14 protein-coding genes are annotated in these 20,320 nt (G+C 55.4%); 5 read left to right on the forward strand and 9 right to left on the reverse strand.

Annotated elements, in window-relative coordinates; translation table 11 throughout:
- Nucleotides 1-8: 8 nt before the first annotated feature.
- The 3 genes from AC6I7T_RS27390 to AC6I7T_RS27400 form a co-directional block, all read right to left on the reverse strand.
- Nucleotides 9-884 carry an ABC transporter substrate-binding protein gene (locus tag AC6I7T_RS27390; protein ID WP_497790993.1) on the reverse strand — a complete coding sequence of 292 codons (876 nt, stop codon included), beginning with the start codon at nucleotides 882-884 and terminating at the stop codon, nucleotides 9-11.
- A gap of 491 nt (nucleotides 885-1,375) precedes the next feature.
- Nucleotides 1,376-2,404, reverse strand: coding sequence for a VTT domain-containing protein (locus AC6I7T_RS27395; protein ID WP_497790994.1), 1,029 nt, complete (start codon nucleotides 2,402-2,404; stop codon nucleotides 1,376-1,378).
- A 465-nt stretch (nucleotides 2,405-2,869) separates the two neighbouring features.
- On the reverse strand, nucleotides 2,870-3,766 hold the full coding sequence (locus tag AC6I7T_RS27400; protein WP_497790995.1) for an SDR family oxidoreductase: 897 nt from the start codon (nucleotides 3,764-3,766) through the stop codon (nucleotides 2,870-2,872).
- A 211-nt stretch (nucleotides 3,767-3,977) separates the two neighbouring features.
- Between AC6I7T_RS27400 and AC6I7T_RS27405 the strand changes: the two genes are divergently transcribed.
- On the forward strand, nucleotides 3,978-5,003 hold the full coding sequence (locus AC6I7T_RS27405) for an AraC family transcriptional regulator (RefSeq protein WP_497790996.1): 1,026 nt from the start codon (nucleotides 3,978-3,980) through the stop codon (nucleotides 5,001-5,003).
- 952 nt (nucleotides 5,004-5,955) lie between these two features.
- Here AC6I7T_RS27405 and AC6I7T_RS27410 read toward each other — a convergent pair.
- On the reverse strand, nucleotides 5,956-6,813 hold the full coding sequence (locus AC6I7T_RS27410; protein ID WP_497790997.1) for a glutaminyl-peptide cyclotransferase: 858 nt from the start codon (nucleotides 6,811-6,813) through the stop codon (nucleotides 5,956-5,958).
- On the opposite strand from AC6I7T_RS27410, the gene AC6I7T_RS27415 reads away from it, so the two are divergent.
- Nucleotides 6,812-7,471, forward strand: coding sequence for a YceH family protein (locus AC6I7T_RS27415; RefSeq protein ID WP_497790998.1), 660 nt, complete (start codon nucleotides 6,812-6,814; stop codon nucleotides 7,469-7,471). The genes AC6I7T_RS27410 and AC6I7T_RS27415 overlap by 2 nt on opposite strands.
- A 429-nt stretch (nucleotides 7,472-7,900) precedes the next feature.
- Nucleotides 7,901-11,257, forward strand: coding sequence for a TonB-dependent receptor (locus tag AC6I7T_RS27420; RefSeq protein ID WP_497790999.1), 3,357 nt, complete (start codon nucleotides 7,901-7,903; stop codon nucleotides 11,255-11,257).
- A gap of 413 nt (nucleotides 11,258-11,670) precedes the next feature.
- Here the strand turns inward: AC6I7T_RS27420 and AC6I7T_RS27425 are convergent, their stop codons facing one another.
- Nucleotides 11,671-12,252, reverse strand: a complete 582-nt coding sequence (locus tag AC6I7T_RS27425; protein WP_497791000.1) for a DUF3011 domain-containing protein — start codon at nucleotides 12,250-12,252, stop codon at nucleotides 11,671-11,673.
- A gap of 369 nt (nucleotides 12,253-12,621) precedes the next feature.
- Between AC6I7T_RS27425 and AC6I7T_RS27430 the strand changes: the two genes are divergently transcribed.
- Nucleotides 12,622-13,479 carry a class I SAM-dependent methyltransferase gene (locus AC6I7T_RS27430; RefSeq protein ID WP_497791001.1) on the forward strand — a complete coding sequence of 286 codons (858 nt, stop codon included), beginning with the start codon at nucleotides 12,622-12,624 and terminating at the stop codon, nucleotides 13,477-13,479.
- A 544-nt stretch (nucleotides 13,480-14,023) separates the two neighbouring features.
- On the opposite strand, the gene lspA is transcribed toward AC6I7T_RS27430, so the two are convergent.
- Together lspA and ileS are read right to left on the reverse strand one after the other, a co-directional pair.
- Nucleotides 14,024-14,524: a signal peptidase II gene (gene lspA / locus AC6I7T_RS27435; protein WP_497791003.1), complete on the reverse strand. Its 501-nt coding sequence runs from the start codon at nucleotides 14,522-14,524 to the stop codon at nucleotides 14,024-14,026.
- A 2-nt stretch (nucleotides 14,525-14,526) separates the two neighbouring features.
- On the reverse strand, nucleotides 14,527-17,355 hold the full coding sequence (gene ileS, locus AC6I7T_RS27440) for an isoleucine--tRNA ligase (RefSeq protein ID WP_497791004.1): 2,829 nt from the start codon (nucleotides 17,353-17,355) through the stop codon (nucleotides 14,527-14,529).
- A gap of 758 nt (nucleotides 17,356-18,113) precedes the next feature.
- Here ileS and AC6I7T_RS27445 point away from each other — a divergent pair.
- Nucleotides 18,114-19,088, forward strand: coding sequence for an energy transducer TonB (locus AC6I7T_RS27445; protein ID WP_497791005.1), 975 nt, complete (start codon nucleotides 18,114-18,116; stop codon nucleotides 19,086-19,088).
- Nucleotides 19,089-19,393: 305 nt separating this feature from the next.
- Here the strand turns inward: AC6I7T_RS27445 and AC6I7T_RS27450 are convergent, their stop codons facing one another.
- Both AC6I7T_RS27450 and AC6I7T_RS27455 read right to left on the reverse strand, forming a co-directional pair.
- Nucleotides 19,394-19,660 carry a zinc ribbon domain-containing protein gene (locus AC6I7T_RS27450; protein ID WP_497791006.1) on the reverse strand — a complete coding sequence of 89 codons (267 nt, stop codon included), beginning with the start codon at nucleotides 19,658-19,660 and terminating at the stop codon, nucleotides 19,394-19,396.
- Complete coding sequence (locus AC6I7T_RS27455) at nucleotides 19,657-20,130, reverse strand: MarR family winged helix-turn-helix transcriptional regulator (protein ID WP_497791007.1); 474 nt, start codon at nucleotides 20,128-20,130, stop codon at nucleotides 19,657-19,659. The genes AC6I7T_RS27450 and AC6I7T_RS27455 overlap by 4 nt, the downstream gene beginning before the upstream one ends.
- Nucleotides 20,131-20,320 lie beyond the last annotated feature (190 nt).

Below are 20,320 nucleotides of genomic sequence, written 5' to 3' on the forward strand. Positions count from 1 at the left end.
TTGACACCTCAGTGCCTGTTCCAAAGGCAATTCAAGTAATCATTTTGCGTGCGTAGATCGCCGACTTCCTGTCGCACAAGGATTGCCCGCTGCCAACCCTCTTTGTCCGGTTCAGCCGAACTTGGCAGCGTATCTTCCTGAATCATCCGGTCAACAGCCTTGCTCACTACTGCCTGATCGATCTGAGGAAAGAGCTTTTGCGCAGCTGCAATCGTGGCAGGACGGTTTGTGTGTGCGAAGTGACTTGCCTCTTCAATGGCCGATTGTGCGTCTCCGACAAGCTCCGGGTTTGAAGTTGCAAACAGACGAGTTGTGGTTAAACCTGTGAAAGCGAATTTGCCCCACATCCCAGGCAGGCTCATCACGATTGAGTAGCCCCTGGATTCGGCAAGGGAAGCGTCCGGCTCAAGAAGAAAGACTATATCTACCTTATTCGATTCAAGAAGGGAGAGCTCGCTCCCGATCTGTACTTGCACGATCTGTGCGCGTACATGCGAGCGCTTCAGCGTATCGGTCAGGAGCGTGTACGTTGTCGAGGGCCGGGGGTAAGTTCCAATCCTGAGGCCAGCTAAGTCTTCCGGCTTTGTTATTGACTTAGCACCTTTTCGGCCTACTCCCCAGAGTGCTACGCGTCCTACGATTGTGGCGACTTCGACCCCGGGCAAGCCCCGTTCCGAACTGATGGCTGTAAAGATAGGATCTCCAACGCCAAACTGTGCATCGCCCCTGGCTACCGTTGCAAAGACCTGGTCGTCATTGCCTGAAAACGTTATGTCCGCATGTATATGATGATTTGCAAAGAATCCCTGCGACTCCGCCAGATAGACAGGAAGATAGATTAAATAACGCGCCTGTCCCCACTGTGCGATTGTAATGTTCCGCATGTTCTCCTTCGGGGAGTCCTTTGACTTGCGACAGGCGGTGCAGAAGGCAATAAGCACACAGAGCACAAAGATACTTAGCTTACGGGTAAACATAGCTTTTCCCTTTGCCGGACAGCGTATCACGGTTGGTATCTATTGTAGGAAGTGTTATTTCATCTGCCAGGAGAGAAATCCTGCTCCGTCTATCTCTCTTGTGAGAAGTAATGTGAGTGGTTGCTGCGCATGGATAGCTTGGTATAAGAAGGGAAAGATAGGATAATGAGCTATATAGAAGCAGCAGCCGATGAGGTCTCTATCTTTGAGGTCGGATGACTTCAGTCACATCTATGGAGTTACTTCATCTTTCCCTTGTATTTGTAAGTAGCCTGGGAGTAGGATTGCAGTTTGTGCCAGGTATGACAAATGTAGTTGTTTCTCTACCGATAAAGAGAAGACGACAGTAGCCCCGAGTGAAGCGTAGCGAAACCCGGGGTGGAAAACTCAATGCCTATTTAGCAATCACTCTCTGCAAAATCTTTCAAACTATCAGGCTCGAGTGTTAAGGGTGGGAACATCTGAATTCCGAGGCGCTCCATTTCTGTGAGAGGATTGGTTCGCTTTTCAGATAGAGGAAACCCTCGTGCCTTCCACGCGTCCAGGCCACCGGATAGAACAAGGATACGAGGTATTCCGCTTCGACGCATGGCGGTGGCTACACGAGCACTCACAAAGTTGTTCTTCGATGCACAGTAAAGCACTATCTCCAAATCTTCGGGCGTCAAAATACGTTTCTTCCGTCGAATTTCCATCGGATTCATCCGTACTGCACCTGGAATTACGCCCTGTCCTTCAGGATCGTCCTCGAAGCGCAGCAGATCGACCACGCCAATCTTCTCCCCGCTATCCAGGCGAACCTTTAGTTGCTCCGGAGAAATGTGTAGCGGTCTCAGAAGGCGAATCATGCGCAGCAGTTGCAAGAGCTTCCACACGAAGAAGATGAGTAGCGGTACACCTAATGACAGGATCATAGTGTTGGCTACGAGCGAAGTATATTTCGCTACTTTCTCCAGTTGGTCGCCAAAAAGAAATCCGGCACCTGCATAAGCTCCAACCCATAGCATTGCACCTCCAGCATCATAGGCCAGGAACTGTGGCCGTGAGATCTTGAGCAATCCAGCCAGGGGTGGCATAATCCCGTCCAACCCCGGAACAAACTTGGCAACTAAGAACACGGGCAATCCTTTACGCGCAAAGACGCTACGGGAGCGGCGAACGCAATAGCTTGGATCTGGGGCCAGGGCGCACAGGAGTCTCAAAACAGACTTGCCGCGCAGACGTCCGGCTTCAAACCAAATCAGATCTCCTAGAAGACATCCGACTTCGGCAACGATCAGGATCCCGACGAGACTCAGCCTGCCTGAGCCTGCAAGAGCACCTGCCGATAGCAAAAAGAGCAATGCCGGAACCGGAAGACACAATTGGCGCGCAAATACAGAAAGGAACAGGATTGGGTAGGTCGTATGGGCAAAATAGTAGCTCATTCGAGAATGCCACTTAAATTATGCCGAAGGCGCAGGCTTGTGACAAACAGTAGGGCGCGGGAGCCTATAGAAGCATGGCCGATGAGGTCTCCATCTTCGAGGCTGGACGACTTCGGTCACATCCGGCAGAGTTACTTCATCTTTCCTTGCAGCTGTAAGTAGCGTGAAAGATGGATTGCGGTTTTTGTGCCAGGCATGACAAATGTAGTTGTTTCTCTCCCGGTAGGGAGAAGACGACAGTAGCCCCGGGTGAAGCGTAGCGAAACCCGGGGTAACGTACAAAATAGACATTGCCCGCCCCGGCAGGTGGCGGGGCGAAATCATGTCCAATCCTGTGACGTAAGATTCGTTCCGCCCCATACGGGGCGGAGATCTATTTTCGATTGGGATACCCCGGGTTTCGCTACGCTTCACCCGGGGCTACTCTGGTAGCATCCCTCCGGGATGCTGTCGCTGTCTCTTCTTCTAAAATGGTGCTTGCGAATAGTCCATTTCGTCCAAGTCGGTGATCAGGCCTGGACCGGTTGGTTCCCAGTTAAGCTTCCGCTTCGTGATTGCGCTGGACGCGGGCATATCGTGTACGGCGAAACGGGAGAGCCAGCCGAAGTGTGCCTCGGCCTCTTCGGCCTTGATGCTGACCACCGGTACATTCAGCCCTCGGCCCAGTGCCTCGGCGACTGCCTTCATAGGTACGCCCTCTTCATCGACTGCGTGATAGATCGCGCCGGGCTCGGCCTTTTCAAAGGCAAGGTGATAGAGCCGCGCTACGTCGGAGACATGTGCTGCCGGCCAGCGATTGCCACCGTCGCCGATGTATGCCGACACCCGCTTTTCGCGTGCAACGGCATGGATGTAGGGAACCAGGCCCTGCTTGCGCGTGTCGTGTACCTGCGGCAGTCGCACAACCGAGGTGTTTACACCACGCTCCGTTAGTTCCTTGACTGTTGCCTCCGAGGCCGCACGAGGATTCCAGGCTGCGGTTGGTCCGTCTTCCGTCGCAGGCTTGCCATCCACGTTTTCCGCGATTGCTGTGCCCGAAGTGATAACGAAAGGACGGTTGGAGCCAAGCAGAACCTCGCCCATTGCGGTGATGGCTTTGCGGTCGTCCTCGCAGTTCTTCTGGAATTGCGAAAAGTTATGGTTGAAGGCCAGGTGGATTACTCCATCCGATTTGTCCGCTCCTTCGCGCAGACTGTTGAGATCTTCGATATTGCCATGGAGCACCTCAGCTCCAATGGTTCGCAGCTTTTCGGCACCAGCTTCCGACCGAGTCAGTCCCAGCACCTGGTGTCCTGCCTGGATCAGCTTTGGAATTAGTGCCGAACCGATGAATCCTGGAGCCCCGGTCACAAAGATACGCATGTTGATGTTCTCCTTTCTCTACGAATGAGCGGCCAGGCAATTCCGGCATAGGTGTATCCACGAGCCTCGAAACCCGAAGCCGCTTTCCTGCAAAGAAAACGTCATCTAGCTGATCTCTGATCGGACATCGTAACGCCGGAATTGCTCTAAATCGTTGCCGTCGATCAATAGATGGGCCTTGATCGAGGGACGATCTATACTGAAAGTCCGTATGATTGGTCCAATCGTCCCGCAGCTACAGCCTGCTGAATCCCCGTCGCTAATGGATCGCACCCTGCCGCCTCATCGGGAAGCGGCGCAACATATGGACCCGCTCTCCGAGGTTCTTTCATTGCTGAAACCTCAGAGCTACTTCTCCGGAGGTTTTGCGGTGCGCGGCGAGCTGGCTATCCAGTTTCCGAAGCATCAGGGAATCAAGTGCTACGCCGTACTCGCGGGTCAGTGCTGGCTGATTGTCGAAGGCGTCCCCGAGCCGGTGCAGATCAATGCCGGGGATTGCTTTCTACTTCCGCGAGGGCTGCCATTCCGGATTGCCACAGACCTCTCCTTGGAACCGGTTCTCTATACGGTCGCTAGTGCTCGGTTCTCTATGAGCTGCGAGGCGCCGGGGGTTACGGAGGGAGCACGCTATATCGTCGGTGGTCATTTCGCTTTGACTGGTGGCCATGCCGAGATGCTTCTTCAATCGTTGCCGCCCATCGTCCACATCCGTGGCGAGTCGGACAAGGCTGCCATGCGCTGGTCGCTGGAACGCATGAAAGAAGAACTCCGTAACCCTCAGCCCGGCAGTTCTCTCATTACCCAGCAACTCGCCTACATGATGCTGATTCAGGCGTTGCGCCTGCATTTGACCAATGCAAACAATGCTTGTCCCTGCTGGCTTTCCGCACTCTCAGACAAGCACATGAGCGTTGCAATTGCGAGCATCCATAACGATCCCGGGCATCCCTGGACAGTGCAATCGTTGGCAGAACGCGTTGGAATGTCGCGCTCGGTGTTTGCTCTGCGCTTCCGTGAGATTGTGGGGGCTACGCCGATGGAGTATCTCACTCGCTGGCGTATGTTGCTGGCATCGGATCGGCTGAAGAACTCCACGGAAGGGATCTCTTCTATTGCGCAGTCGCTTGGTTACGAGTCTGAGAGTGCCTTCGGTAAGGCCTTTCGCCGCGTGATGGGTTGTTCTCCCAGGCAGTATCCGAGGAATGCCATTTCGATGGAACAGGCAGCGGACGATTAGCTCGGGACGACATCTGAAGTTTCTGCGGTTTCAAGTAGGAAATAGCGGAAGAGCGTAAAGGGAACAGAGGGAAGTAGTGGAAGAGATGGATGCAGTGAGGAAGCCCCATATCCGCATCTTCTCGCGCTATTCTTGCGTCGCCAAATTCCTGCGTCGGCAATGCATCCCGGAGGGATGTTACGAGAGTAGCCCCCGGGTGTAGCGAAGCGAAACCCGGGGTAACCGTCCCTCTTAAAATATTGCCCGCCCCGGAGGTGGCGGGACGAATCTTTCCCTATTCGCCGATGCAAGATTCGTTCCGCCCCATACGGGGCGGAGGCTAGAGTTTCTACATTTTCTTAGTCGATGACAGCCGAAAATCGTGTACAAAATCAGAATCTTAGAGGCGAATTGGCTTTTGCTGTGTGTCAGGGCTGGCCTTTAGGCCTGCCGAAAACAGTCTTCTTTGAAAAAGGAGACATTTTCGGTAACACATGTGACGGGAAAAACAAAAGCATTGAACCTATACCAGTGTGCGTGTTTGGGCCACTGCTTCCAAGTCGAGGATACTCTCAAACTGAACCTTGCAACTATTCGGCCTTCTCAATTCCACGCTGCATCTGTTACCGAGAATGTCTGTCAAACTCCTCAAAAATTGCGGCGGATGGACTGAAGTCCATCCCTGACACAATGCCACGACTCAAGTTGAGCCACACGTCTTACCCTCTCACTTCTCTTAATTTTCTTTCTCTAAATGTAGAAACTCTAGGTTCCGCCCCATACGGGGCGGAGGTCAATTTAGATTGGGGTACCCCGGGTTTCGCTACGCTACACCCGGGGCTACTCTGGTGGCATCCCTCCGGGATGCCTTTTGCGTAGGGGCTGCAAGCCTCCATACCACGCGGGTTCTTGTGGAACGCTATCGAAGGTTCGTATCTCGGTGTACATCTGTGCGAGAACCTGTCCCGGTTGGCTACTTGCTTCCCGCAGGCTTCAGCTTGATCTCAAAGAGCTTGGGCCAGAGCTTCCCGGTGACAAAGAGACGATCTCCCTTGGCATCGTAGGCAATGCCGTTCAATACCGCGTCTCCGTCGGGACGTTGCGAGGCCGGAAGCAGGCCGCTCAGATCGATCCAGCCCAGAACCTTGCCTGTTGCCGGAGAGATGCGGGCTATCTTGTCGGAGTGCCAGATATTCGCGTAGATCTCGCCCTTGATGTACTCCAGCTCATTGAGTTCGCTGATCTCGCGCCCGTTATCGACGACCTTGATGCGGCGCAGTTCCTTGAAGGTTGCGGGATCGAGGAAGCGCAGGAAGGATGTTCCGTCGCTCATGATGATCGCGCTCTTGTCGTGGGTCAGACCCCATCCTTCGCCGGTGTAGTTGAGGGTCTTGATCACTCGAAGGCTGAAACGGTCATAGACGAAGCAGATATGCGAGGTCCAGGTCAGCTCGTAAAGATTGCTGCCCCAGTTTGTCAGCCCTTCGCCGAAGTATTGGCCGGGAACATCGTGGCGTTGCAGTACCTGTCCGCTCTTCAGGTCAACCATGCGGACGGACGAGCGTCCATTGAGGCCGGTGCCTTCGTAGAGTGCTCCATCCAGATAGATCAGTCCTTGCGTAAAGGCCGAAGAGTCGTGCGGATAGACGTTGACGACCCGATAGCTCTGCGTCGGTGCTGCGGGCGCCGCCGAGGTGCCCATAAGAAGGATTGAAAGAAGTCCGAGCAGGGAAGCGGCGTGTCGCACGCTCCTTTTGCGCAGGTTCCGGAGTGAGGGGAAATGACCTATCGTAGTACTCGAGGCCTTTGCCCGCCGATAGGAAGATTCCATGACAATTCTGCTTTCTGCTACCGAGGCACGCGTTCTTGGTTCGCTCATCGAAAAAGAAATCACTACTCCTGAATATTATCCGTTGTCGCTCAATGCGCTCGTAAACGCCTGTAATCAGAAGAATAATCGAGAGCCGGTCATGAGTCTGGACGAGGAGTCGGTACGCGAGGCTCTCCATGGGCTGGAAGATGACAAACTGGCTGGTCCGGCGCGTGGAGCCGAAGGCCGCGTTACCAAGTACGAGCACTGGTTACAAGAGGCTTTCAACTTTACCCGCAGCGAGATTGCCGTCATGTGCGTCCTACTGCTGCGCGGACCCCAGACTCCGGGAGAGCTTCGCGGACGAACGGAGCGGATGTACAGCTTCTCGGAGCTGAACGACGTAGTTTCGGTCCTGCAGCGCCTCGCGCAGAGAGAGGAGCCCCTGGTCAAGATGCTTCCCCGGCAGCCGGGAACCAAGGAGGCTCGCTATGCCCATCTGCTGAGTGGCGAAGTTGAGTGTGCAGCGGGTGTGCAACCAGCTGGCGAAGTTGCAGCATCGGAAGGTCCCGTAGCTTCTCTTACGGAAGAGCGGATTTCTCAGCTTGAGTCCGAGGTCGCGGAGCTGCAACGCGAGGTAGCAGATTTGAAGGACCAGCTCTCGCGCCTCATCGGCTAGGTTTTAGTACCGCCGGCGTCCTCGCCGGCTGTCGTGTGGGCGTCCTCGCCCACACAGGCGATGAGTGTTTGAACTGCGAACTTTGGATTCCTAATCCATCTTCTCAGGTGGAGGGCCTGGAGACCCTCCACGACAGCCGGCGAGGACGCCGGCGGTACAAATTCCTGCCTTTGTAGTTCAGCCGAAAGGACTTGAGTCCCTCCTCTTGACAGTACCAAATAGTAACGCCTATAAGGTTGCGCGGTACGGAACTATTCCATAGCTGAAATCTAGAGCAATTTGGGTTTAGGTGCCCGCACAGGAACGGATATGCGCGTGGCCATTCCGCCAAAGAATGGCCACTCTTAATCATTCTTTGATGGACCATCCTGAAACCTAAATTGCTCTAAGCAGAGCTCCACCCATTGACCAAGAAAGGAAGATTCGCCCATGCGTATTGCATTGCGGGTAGAAGGGAAAGCTTTTTCTCCCGTGCTTTTGCTGGTCTTAGGGATGTCAGTTATTTTGGCGAGGCCGGTTGCTTTATTTGCGCAGATAGCTGGAACCGCAAGTGTTCAAGGAACGGTGCAGGATCCCAGCGGAGCCGTTGTCGCAAATGCCACTGTAACCATGATATCGGTTGAAACCCACGCTGTTCGCAGTACCGTCACCGATGCGGAAGGCCGTTACAGCTTGCCGAATCTTCCTGTCGGCGGCTATACGCTCGGTGCCACGGCAAGCGGTTTCCAGACTTACGAGCAGAAGAATCTTGTTTTACAGGTCGGTAATAGTGTCCAGATCAACATCAGCCTGAAATTAGGCAATGCCAGCGAGAAGGTCGAAGTCGAGGCCAGCGGAACCATGTTGCAGACCGAAGAAAGTTCCTTCAAGCAGGTAATCGATCAGGCCCGAATTACCGAGATGCCTTTGAACGGGCGCCAGGCCACAGACCTGATTCTTGTCTCCGGGGGTGCCGTTACGGCTCCAGCTGGAGATATGACGGGAAGTAAGAACTACTTCAGCTCTACAGCTGTATCGGTTGCCGGTGCCCAGGGCAACTACAACAACTATCAGCTGGACGGTGGAACGAACGTCGATACCTTCACGAACGTCAACCTGCCCTACCCCTTTCCGGATGCGCTGCGGGAGTTCAGCGTAGAGTCAAACAGCCTTCCGGCACGAAACGGAATCCATCCCGGGGGATTGATCAACGTCGTCACCCGCTCGGGCAGCAATCAATTGCATGGCACCGTCTTTGAATTTTTGCGCAATAACATCATCAATGCGACGAATTTCTTCTCATCGAAGGACACGCTGAAGCGCAATCAATTCGGCGGGACTCTGGGTGGCCCGATCTTTCATGACAAGCTCTTCTTCTTCGCGGGTTATCAGGCAACGCGCAATCGTCAGAAGACGAGCGCAACGACGGCTTGCGTGCCTACTGCTGCGATGCTCGGCGGAGACTTCAGCTCTATGGGCGGAAACTGCCCGGCTGCGGCAACTTGGGGAACGGGCGGCAAGAAGCTGATCGACCCTGTCGATGGCACCGATATCTCCACGACGCGAAAGATTCCGGCCAGCCATTTGAACGGACCGGCGCTGGCGTTGGCTAAGTATCTACCTGCGCCTGAAGATGCTTTTGGACTCGTGCACTACAGTATTCCGACGACTGGCGATGAAGACCAGATCATCGGCCGCGTCGATTGGACGATCAGCGCCAATCACAGCCTCTTTGGCCGCTACTTTGTTGCCGATTACCGCAATCCGGCCAGCTTTGCCAATAATCTGCTGCTTACAACACAGGCCGGAAATCTGGAGCGTGCGCAGTCCTTCGTCCTGGGCGAGACTTACACGATTACGCCCAAGCTGGTGAACAGCTTTCACGGAACTTATACCCGCCGTCGTGACGACCGCGGACCGACGGCAGGTATTAACGCCGCGAGCCTGGGCGTACAGATGTATAACTTCGTCAGTAACGATATCCGGCTGACGGTGAGCAATAAGTTCACGACCAGTTGCGGAACCTGCTCGCCGGGGCACTTCAACGTCAACACCTTCGGAGTATCGGACGACGTGGATTATATGCGTGGCAAGCACCAGCTCGCTTTTGGAGCCGAGGTGTGGCGCACGCAAGACAATAACTTGATCGGCTATCTGGAGAACGGTAATTTCACTTTCAACGGTCAATACAGCGGTGCGGCCAACAATAACGTCGGCGAGCCGTTGATCGACTTCTTGTCCGGACAGATGAGCGCCTTCAGCCAGAGCCGCAGCCAGCAGTTGGCCGCGCGGCAGACGATCTTCAGTCTCTACGTGCAGGACACGATTCACTTCAACAGTCATCTGGTGATGAATGCCGGAATCCGCTGGCAGCCGCTGCTCTTTCCGCAGGACTACTTCGGACGCGGCAGTACTTTTGATTACAACGCCTTCGTAGCTAATCAACACAGTGCCGTTTATGTGAATGGACCAGCGGGCTCGTTCTATTACGGCGATCCTGGTGTACCGAAGTCCTTCACCTCGAATAACTGGAATAACCTTTCGCCGCGTGTCGGCTTCACACTCGATCCGAAGGGAAATGGCAAGACGGTCTTTCGCATTGGTGCCGGGATTACGTTCGATTCTCCCGGACTGTTTACGGCGCAACGGTTGACCTCGAATCCTCCGTTTACGAATGAGATCGATCGCACGGATGGGCCGATCAGCTTTGCTACTCCTTGGTCCGGCTATCCGGGCGGGAATCCCTTCCCGGGAACTTACCCTCCGGTGAAGACGATTGCCTTTCCGACAAACACACTTTATATCGTGTTGCCGCGTTCGATTCATACGCCCACGGTGAATCAGTGGACGGCGAGCTGGCAGCAGGATCTGAGCAAAGGCTGGGAGTTTACGCTTAGTTATCTGGCCAATAAGACGACACATCTGTATGTGGGGCGGGGAATCAATCCTGGCGTTTATACCGGGCCGTCTTCGACTCTGAGTAATACGAACAGCCGTACGAAGTTATCGCTGATTAATCCCGTGCAGGGCGCCTTCTACAGTCCCACGATGGCGATCATCGACGATGAGGCGAATGCTAATTACAACGCGATGTTGGTTTCCATCCAGCATCGTATGCGGAATAACTACAGCATCCTTGCCAATTACACCTGGTCGCACTGCATTAGTCCTGCCGATGCGAATGGCGATGTAACTGGAAATGTTTATATGGATCCGAATCGTCCCTATCTGGATCGGGCGGTTTGCGGCTTCGACCGGCGGCATGTCTTCAACACCAGCATCGTTGCTTCAAGTAACTTCACTCAGCTTCACGGTTGGATTGGGGGACTGGTGAATCGCTGGCAGCTGGCTCCGCTGCTTCGTATCAACAGCGGAGCTCCGATTAATGTAACTTCGGGTGTGGATTATTCGCGTAATGGTCTGGGGGTGGATCGTCCGAACATTGTCCCAGGAGCGAATCTCTATAGTGGGAAGAAGATTACTCGCGACGCGTCGGGAAATCGCTTCTATCTGAATCGCGCGGCCTTCTCTCCAAACCCTGTGGGTACCTTCGGCAATTTGGGCAGGAATGCTCTTCGTTCCCCTAACACCGTCAACTTCGATGTCGCGTTGAGCCGGACGATTCCTCTACGCGAGCGGTTGGATTTGAATCTTCGGCTGGAGAGCTTCAATGTGCTGAACCATCCGAACTTTACTCCACTGATCGGATCGACCTTCACCACAGCCTTGAACTCCGGGAACTTCGGCTATGTATCTAGGGCCGACGATCCTAGAATCTTTCAGGCCTCGGCGAAGATAAATTTCTAGAACTGAAGTTTCTGGGTTTCGAAGCAGGAAGACAGGTAGAGAGGATAAGAAGAAGTGCAGAGAGGAGGGCATTTCCCCTCCTTGCATTATTCCTGCCTCAGCAACGCATTCCGGAGGGATGCTACGGCAATAGCCGCGGGTGAAGCGCAGCGAAACCCGGGGTAATGTAGGAGATAAATATTTGCCCGCCCCGGAGGTGGCGGGACGAAATCTTGCCCTATGCAGCGAAGTAAGATTCGTTCCGCCCCATACGGGGCGGGAGGCCTTGTTGGGTATCGGGGGCCCCGGGTTTCGCTGCGCTACACCCGGGGCTATTAGCTTGGCATCCCTGCCGGGATGCCCTCTGCCCGGGTTCAATGTGTTACCTATGTCCCCGTTCGTACACCCGCATCTTTCGTTGAGTACAGGTGAGCTTAGCGGCGGTTGACGACAAAGTCGGCACGGCATCCGCGATCTACCCAGATACCGCGGCGGTCGCGGCCCCAGGTTTGTCCCTCGGTGCAAGGAGAGCCGCTGGCCTGACGATCCATGCGGACTCTGGCATCGGGATCTATCTGGCAATAGTGGCGTCCACCGTCATCGGAGGAACATCTTAGGCGATATTCATTGTTCTGGTTTTGATCCAGGCGTGGGTCTCTGATTGGACCATAACCACCCGGCGGAGGCGGGGGAGGCGAGTAACGATCACGATCCCTGTCCCATCCACCGTGATTGGGGCGGCCTAACACAAAATCGGCACGGCATCCGCGATCGACCCAGATACCCCGGCGATCGTAGCCCCAGGTTCTTCCCTCAACGCAGGGTGAGCCGCTCCGCTGATTCACCATCTCTACCCCAAACTTGGTATTTACGGGGCAATAGTGCCGCCGGCCATCGTCCGATGCACACGTGACGTTGCGTCCGTCTGCTTCGGTGATTCCGCTCTGGGCATGGAGACCCAAGGGAAGCACAAACGCTCCAATTGCCAGCAGCGACATCCAAATCCGTTTCTGCAAGTCTTTCTCCTTCAGTACTATTCCATTTTCGCTTATACGTAGAAAGCGGCAAAGCCGTTCCTGCATCATCATCTGTTTATCTGATGTGAATGCCGGGAATATGCCTTTGCAGTATTGCAATAGCTGTATCCGGGGATAGTTTTTCAAGGTGAAGAACTATGTTTAGATGCTCAGTTTGTTACTATGCGTTGTTATGAATTGGTTAACAGATTAAGAGACTATGTAGTTAGAAATACGCCCTTTACTCTTACTCTGAAACCATGCTATGCTCCGCACATTATGGCGACTGCTGCAAATCTAGTTGTTAACAACTTGAATAACATCTTTTCTTGGCCAAAAGAAAAGGTTGCCCAGGAGCTCCACCCCGATTTGCTTCGGTATTTCCCTGAGCATCTAAGCCGCGGCCATATCAACAATTACTACCGGCAGGTTGAGGCTTATTTCAAAGTATCCGGCATGAAGGGCGAGGTGCTGGACTTCGGCTGCGGTTGGGGTCTGACGAGCCTCTGCATGCGATGCCTGGGAGCCAGCAAGGTAACCGGCGCCGACATCGTGCCGGAAAAGGTGGAAACCGCCCAACGTTTAGCCGCCCTCGTCAATTGCGATAGCATCAACTTTGTCCTTTCCGACGACGATCTCAAGTTTCCCGACAAATCCTTTGACGGCATCCTGATCAAGGACGCGCTCTCACATCTCTACGAACACTCTCCCTTTCTTCCTCATGCGGCCCGCATCTTGCGGAAGGGCGGCAAGTTGTTGATTGTCGATGACCGCAATGCTTTATGCCCCGGTACTGTGTATCGCACCAAGAAGCTCTGGGAGTGGTCGGAGGCAGGGAATCCGCAACAGCTGAAGAGCCTTGGTCTGACGCGCAGCTTTACGGAAGAGCGCCGGGTCTTTCTCGACGAGCATTTTCCGGCTCTCTCTCCGAATGAGCGTCAGCAGATTGCGGAGAAGTATCGTGGCTACAGCACGGCACAGCTTGCGAACTGGCTGCGCGGCGGTGAGCTTGGTAAGCCGTTGGCGAAGTGTGTCGGCCCGAACGGCGTTGTCCAGGAGCGCTTGATCAATCCTATGAAGTTGAAGGCCGAACTGGAGGAGCTGGGCTTCCGCTGCAAGCTGTATCCCGGCTATCGCGAAGATAAGAAGGCCGCAATTATCAACGCTGGCTGGCCTTTGACGCTTCTGATCTCCAGCATGTTCATCATGGTCGCCGAAAGACAATAAATGATGTAAGGTACCGCCGGCGTCCCCGCCGGCTGTCGTGGAGGGTCTCCAGGCCCTCCACCTGACGAACAAAGCAAAGAAAGATCGCAGCGAAGAGCCCTAAAAGAAACAGCGAAGGCGCGGCTCATCATTATGCCGATGCAAAAGACATCTTTGCCGCCAGCCAGATTCTGGGCAGCTATCTTTTCGAAGATCACCTTAAAACGAAATATTTCTTCTGGCTCTCTCATGTGGAGGGCCTGGAGACCCTCCACGACAGCCGGCCTGGAGACCGGCGGTACCTTCTCGCACTGCTCCTACGTTTCCAATGCATCCCGGAGGGATGCTACGAAAGTAGCCACGGGTGAAGCGTAGCGAAACCCGTGGGTAACGTAGCGAATCTTGCCCGCCCCGGAAGGTGGCGGGGCGAAATCTTTCTCAATCCAATGCCGTAAGATTCGTTCCGCCCCATACGGGGCGGAGGTCTTGTTGGCATTGGATCCTCGGGTTTCGCTACGCTTCACCCGGGGCTAGTATCTTGGCATCCCTGCCGGGATGCCCTTCTTTATTCGGATTTGGTTTTGAAGGCGTCCAGCAGCAGCAGGCAGCCGCCGATCACGATGGCCGAGTCCGCGATATTGAAGTCGGGCCAGTGATAGTGGACGATGTGCACTTCCAGAAAGTCGATGACCGATGAGAAGCGGATGCGGTCATAGGCATTGCCGATAGCTCCACCCAGAATCAGGGCAAGAGCCAGCGTCATTGCGCTCATCGTGTGACGCATCTTGATCAGCGCTCCCAGGACCAGCAAGCCAGCCAGAATGGAGAAGCTTACAAGAAAGAGCCTCACGTGCTCCGGCGAGGAGGCGTCTTCAAACAAGCTGAAGGCCGCTCCCGTATTGAGCACATGCGTAATACGGAAGACCCGGGGGATGACCGTAATGGCCTCCCCGAGTGCGATGTGGCTGCTGACCCAAACCTTGGTCAGCCGATCCAGAAGAACAACGAACGCCGAGATAGAAAACAACCAGGGAAGCCAATTCCGGGTACTTGTGGACTCGGTCACTACTAGGCCTCCACTGCAGCTGGGGGCTTGATGCCCATTTCCTTAAGCGCATCCTGACAACGGCCGCAAACATGTGGCCATGCTCCGTAAGCAGAGACATCGGACATGTAGTTCCAGCAGCGGTCACACTTCTCGCCTTCAGCGGAAAGCGCTGTCGCCTTCAACTCTGCGCCTTCCTTCAGATAGACCTGCGAGACGTTATAAAGCTCCTTGAGAACCGGCTCGTAACGCTTCAACAGGGCATACTGTTCGGCAGGAGCGAGAACTTCGACGCTAGCCTCAAGAGCCTTGCCGATCTTCTTCTCCTTACGCGCCTCTTCCAGAACCTTCAGCGCTTCGTTACGGACGACCAGCATCTGCTGCCAATCGGACATCAGCGGCTGGATATCGCCCGGAACCAGATCCTCAGGCTTGGGGAAGTGAGCTATGTGCACACTCGACTCACGACCTGCAACCTTGGGCAGATAGCCCCAAACCTCTTCAGCCGTGAAGCTGAGAATCGGAGCGACCAGGCGCGCGAGAGCTTCCGCGATCTTCCACATCGCAGTCTGCGCCGAACGGCGAGCTACCGAGGTGGGAGCGAAGGTGTACATGCGGTCCTTCAGCACATCGAGATAGAGCGAGCTGAGATCGACGACCGCATACTCGTTGAGAGCCTGATAGATGCGGTGGAACTCGAACTCGTCGTACCAGCGCAGGATCTTCTCTGTCAGCTCGCGGGTGCGGCCCAGGATGTATTGATCGAGGGGCTGCATATCCTTGAACTCGACCTGATCCTTCGCAGGGTCGAAGCCGTTCAGATTGCCGAGAAGGAAACGGAAGGTGTTACGTACCTTGCGATAGTTCTCAGCGACGCGCTGCATCAGATTTTCGCTGGCGGCGACGTCTTCGCGGAAATCGACCGAGGCAACCCAGAGGCGCACGATCTCGCCGCCCAGGCGCTTTGCGATATCGACAGGATCGACGGTGTTGCCGAGTGACTTCGACATGGCGCGGCCCTGCTCATCGAGCGTCCAGCCGGAGGTCGCAACATACCTGTAAGGCGCTACATCGCGCGTGGCGACCGCGCACAGCAGGGAGGAGTGGAACCAGCCACGATGCTGGTCTCCGCCCTCGGTGTAGAGGTCGGCAGGGAACTTCAATTCAGGCTCGGCCTCGACAACGGCATGCCAGCTTGCGCCTGACTCAAACCACACGTCGAGGATGTCCATCTCCTTGCGGAACTCCGTGCCTCCGCAAGCGCACTTGGTGCCTGCGGGCAGGATGGCTTCGGCCTCGTGTACATACCAGGCGTCGGCTCCTTCGGCTGCGAAGAGATCGACGACCTTGCGATTGATGGCCGGATCTTTCAGCGGCTTGTTGCACTTCTGGCACAGGAAGACGGCGATGGGCACGCCCCAGATTCTCTGCCGCGAGATGCACCAGTCGGGACGGGTCGCAATCATGTTCGAGATGCGCTCTTCGCCCCAGGACGGGTCCCACTTTACGGACTTGATCAGATCGAGAGTCCGATTGCGGAAGGTGGTCTCCGAGCCGTCGGGATTCTTGACCGGGGTCTCCATGCCGATGAACCACTGCTCGGTGGCACGGAAGATGATCGGCTTGTGGCAGCGCCAGCAGTGCGGATAGCTATGCTCGATGGTCGAGTGAGCCATCAGGGCACCGCGCTCCTTCAGAATCTCGATGATGATCGGGTTAGCGTCCCAAACCTTCTTTCCTTCGTACTCGGGCAGTCCGCCGTGGAGGCGTCCGGCATCGTCGACCTTGCACTCCTGCGAGAGTCCGTAACGCGCACCGGTGTAGAAGTCGTCTGCACCGTGAGCCGGGGCCGTGTGGACCGCGCCGGTACCGGCATCGGCGGTCACGTAAGTGGCGTTGACGCCCAGAATCTCGCGATCGAGGAAGGGATGCTGGAACTTGATGTGCTCCAGCTTGGAGCCCTTGAAGCGTGCCACTTCGACGGCGTTCTGGAGCTTGCAGTCTTCCTTGACCTTGGCGGCCAGCTCTCCGGCGACGATGTAAGCAATGCCGTCCTGTTCGAGGGCTACGTACTCAAAGTCCGGGTGGAAGGCCACGGCGAGGGAGGCGGGCAGCGTCCAGGGCGTAGTGGTCCAGATGATGGTTGCAACTTTCTTTCCGGCCAGCTTGGCATCGACCTCGGCCGGGTCGCTCTTCATCATGTAGCGGACGTAGACCGTCGGGCTGGTGTGCATCTCGTACTCGACCTCGGCTTCAGCCAGGGCGGTACGGTCGTGGATACACCAGTAAACGGGCTTCAGACCCTTGTAGATGAAGTCCTTCTCGAAAATCTCATAGAAGAGCTCGACGATTTTGGACTCATACTGCTTGGTCATCGTGAGATAGGGATCGCGGAAGCGTCCGAAGACCCCGAGACGCTCGAACTGGGAGCCCTGAAGATTGACATACTTCTGCGCGTACTCACGGCAGGCGCGGCGGACGGAGATGGCTGGCATTTCAAGCTTTTTACGGCCCAGCTGCTCGTCGACTTTAATCTCGATGGGGAGTCCGTGGCAGTCCCAGCCGGGGACGTAGGGCGAATCGAAGCCCGCCATGGTCTTAGACTTTACGACGAAATCCTTCAAGGACTTGTTTAAAGCGTGGCCAAGGTGAATCGGGCCGTTGGCATACGGCGGGCCGTCGTGAAGGATGTAGCTGGGTGCACCTTTCCGCGCTTGGCGGATCTGGTTGTAAATATCGGATTTAGCCCAGGCTTCGAGTCGGGAAGGCTCATTCTGCGGAAGGTTGGCCTTCATCGGAAAGTCGGTCTGCGGAAGGGTGAGGGTCGCCTTGAGTTCCGGCGGAGCGGACATCTTTTCTCCCATCTCTTTCATTCGTGTGTAAAGAAATATTGTAGACGGGGTAGATGTTTTTCACATCCTACTCAGGGTTTCCTTTGTGGTTCAGGCAGTTAGAAAAGTACCGCCGGTCTCCAGGCCGGGGTGGAGGACCGGCTGTCGTGTGGGCGTCCTCGCCCACACAGGAAGAGCTGAAGAGTTCCACTGAAGGAAGGGAGGAACGAGCGAGTTGTTTCTCTTGTCCCTTGCACTGTTTACACGTCGCCAGAGCATCCTGGAGGGATGCTACGAGAGTAGCCCCGGGTGAAGCGTAGCGAAACCCGGGGAGAGCAATGCAACACAACACGTTCGCCCCGTATGGGGCGAAACGAAATTTACTTCGCAGGATCGGGCAAGATTTCGCCCACAACCTTCCCGGAATGGCGGCGGGGACGCCGCCAGGACAGCCGGTCCTCCACCCCAGCACGCGAAAACCACGCGTGCCGGGGACCCCGGCCTGGAGACCGGCGGTACCAAACAGAAATTTTCTCTTTGTGAAATTCAGGTGACTTGTCTAGAGGGTGTATCGTCTAATCTGAGTGCACATAGGGATTTTCGGGAAGGTTCCTGAAAGTTGGCCAGGGTGATGCGTCAATTTCGACTTGGGCAGGCGACAGGCAGTGTATCTGTCGTTAATATTGTTGGTTAAGGAATAGCCCTCGAGCGGAACGGAGCTGAATGGTTTGGCTCCGGTAAGGCAATAGGCAGAAGAGCCAGGTTAGATACCTCTGGAAATGGAACCAGGAAAAGAACAAGACTTCACCTTAGATTCATTGACCGGAACCCCGTTTAAACAGGTTCCGATCTGGCAGGAGCTCTACGAGAATCTGCGAGATGTTTTCTTCCCCAAGAAGTTACCTCCGCTAGAGCTCACCTCGAAACCGGTAGCCGTCAAAGACCCGATGGCCTTCAAGCGGAGTACTACGTCCAGCTTGATCTCCTTTGTGGTCCACGTGGTAGTGATTGCAGTCATTGGAGTTCTGGTCGCCAGCAAGATTCATCAGCGCATCGTCCAGAAGTCTCTTGCTGACGCGACCCAGGTCGATATCAAGCCCTTTATCCCGGTTACGCAAAAGGGGAAGGACTCGATGGGCGGCGGTGGCGGCGGCGGATCTCATGACCTGGCCGACGTCTCGAAGGGACACTTGCCGAAGTTTGCCAAGACCCAGATCACGCCTCCTCAGATCATCAAGAACGATAATCCGAAGCTGGCTATCACCCCGACAGTCGTGATGCCGCAGATTAAGCTTCCTGACGCTCCCAACATGCCGAATATCGGTATGCCAACGTCGGCGCAGGTCCAGCTGGCCTCAAATGGCAGTGGCAGCGGCGGTGGCATGGGAACAGGCAGCGGTGGCGGTCTCGGTTCCGGTAAAGGTGGCGGCATCGGACCTGGAGAGGGCGGTGGCTACGGTGGCGGTCTTTACCACATCGGTAGCGGCGTCTCCGCTCCACAACTGATTCGCGCTGTCGATCCGGAATTCTCCGATGAAGCACGCCGGGCGAAATATCAGGGAGTCTGCCTGGTGTCGCTGATCGTCGATGCTTCGGGGCATCCGCAGAACATCCGCATTGTCAGAAGGTTAGGCATGGGACTTGATGAAAAGGCTGAAGAAGCCGTTCGTCAGTATCTCTTCAAGCCTGCCTACTACCAGGGCAAGGCTGTTCCGGTGCAGATCAGCGTGGAAGTGAACTTCAGGATTTATTAAAGCAGCTGGTAAAGCGGTCAGCTAAAGTCCGGTCAGCTAAGGTCCGGGCAGCTAAAAAGCGGTTAGCGGAAAGGCCTCATTCCTTACGGATGAGGCCTTTTTAAAGATTGCCGCAGATGGAGTACCGCCGGTCTCCAGGCCGGCTGTCGTGTGGGCGTCCTCGCCCACACAGGCGATGCAGCATGGGAAAAGGGGAGTGTCGTTCTATTCCCCTCATCCCTGGTGGAGGGCCTGGAGACCCTCCACGACAGCCGGCGAGGACGCCGGCGGTACACGGATGAAGCCCCTCTCCTTTTGCTGTGCCTTTAATTTGCCAGCTTGGGGTGGTCCTTCCAGACTGGCATCTTCTTCATGTATTCGCGGGTGGACTGCTCGGCTGAGGTGCGATCAGAGCCCTTCTGCCGCATCTGCCACTGCACCATGCGTTCGAAGCGCTCGTCGAATTCCTGGAGAGCACCGTCGGGTTTGCTGCAGTATTTGCAATGCAGGCTGTGAGGGTTTCCCGGAGCATGGTCTTCAACGGATGCCATCGGCATTCCGCAACTCTGGCAAATTTCTTGGACTTGAGTCATTTCTCCTCCTTGCTTGGTGCGGTGGTGTTGGTGAGATTTTGTCCGGCGCGCAGAAGAGCGCGCATTCCTGTGAGCAGATGATCCATCTCCTCCGCTGAGAGCTGTTGCAGTGCGGTGCGGAGTTTTGCGTTTTCGAGAACTTCAATCGGAACAGCGGCCCGGCGCTCTCCCTCCGGCGTCAATCCCACGAAGACCCGCCGATGGTCGCGCATGTCGGGAGCCCGCTCGACCAGCCCCTTCGGAACCAGGCGATCGACGAGTTCGGTAGCCGTCGATTTAGAAATTCCCAGGTGCTGGGCGATCTCTCCCACCGTCGACGGTCCGATATTCGCCAGATGCTGCAGTAACCAGAGCATTCGCGGGGTAATCGTCTCCCCAGGGAGTGGCTGCCGGGAGACATGGAAGCAGCGATAGATGGCCGGATAGAGCAGAGCCACTTCCGCTACGACGGATTCAAGATAGTTCGTCACGAACGAAATAAGGATAAACCAAAGCTGATGAAGCGGGCAGCAAAAAAACGGGCAGCTAAAGTCCGGTTGGCTAAAAACCGGTCAGCCGGTTACCGCTATTGAGATATTTCTTTTGGTAAAAGTCCAGTTGCGGTTGCCGAGGAAGGGAATTCGAAAACCTAGCTGCAACAGGGAAGGCACCGACCGTTAA

This window comes from Humiphilus diazotrophicus (genome assembly GCF_059726315.1).

Coding starts and splice junctions, on each gene's coding strand:
- AC6I7T_RS27390 (WP_497790993.1), bottom strand. CDS start 884: ATGCGGAACATTACAATCGCACAGTGGGGACAGGCGCGTTATTTAATC.
- AC6I7T_RS27395 (WP_497790994.1), bottom strand. CDS start 2,404: ATGAGCTACTATTTTGCCCATACGACCTACCCAATCCTGTTCCTTTCT.
- AC6I7T_RS27400 (WP_497790995.1), bottom strand. CDS start 3,766: ATGCGTATCTTTGTGACCGGGGCTCCAGGATTCATCGGTTCGGCACTA.
- AC6I7T_RS27405 (WP_497790996.1), top strand. CDS start 3,978: ATGATTGGTCCAATCGTCCCGCAGCTACAGCCTGCTGAATCCCCGTCG.
- AC6I7T_RS27415 (WP_497790998.1), top strand. CDS start 6,812: ATGACAATTCTGCTTTCTGCTACCGAGGCACGCGTTCTTGGTTCGCTC.
- AC6I7T_RS27410 (WP_497790997.1), bottom strand. CDS start 6,813: ATGGAATCTTCCTATCGGCGGGCAAAGGCCTCGAGTACTACGATAGGT.
- AC6I7T_RS27420 (WP_497790999.1), top strand. CDS start 7,901: ATGCGTATTGCATTGCGGGTAGAAGGGAAAGCTTTTTCTCCCGTGCTT.
- ileS (WP_497791004.1), bottom strand. CDS start 17,355: ATGTCCGCTCCGCCGGAACTCAAGGCGACCCTCACCCTTCCGCAGACC.
- AC6I7T_RS27445 (WP_497791005.1), top strand. CDS start 18,114: ATGGAACCAGGAAAAGAACAAGACTTCACCTTAGATTCATTGACCGGA.
- AC6I7T_RS27450 (WP_497791006.1), bottom strand. CDS start 19,660: ATGACTCAAGTCCAAGAAATTTGCCAGAGTTGCGGAATGCCGATGGCA.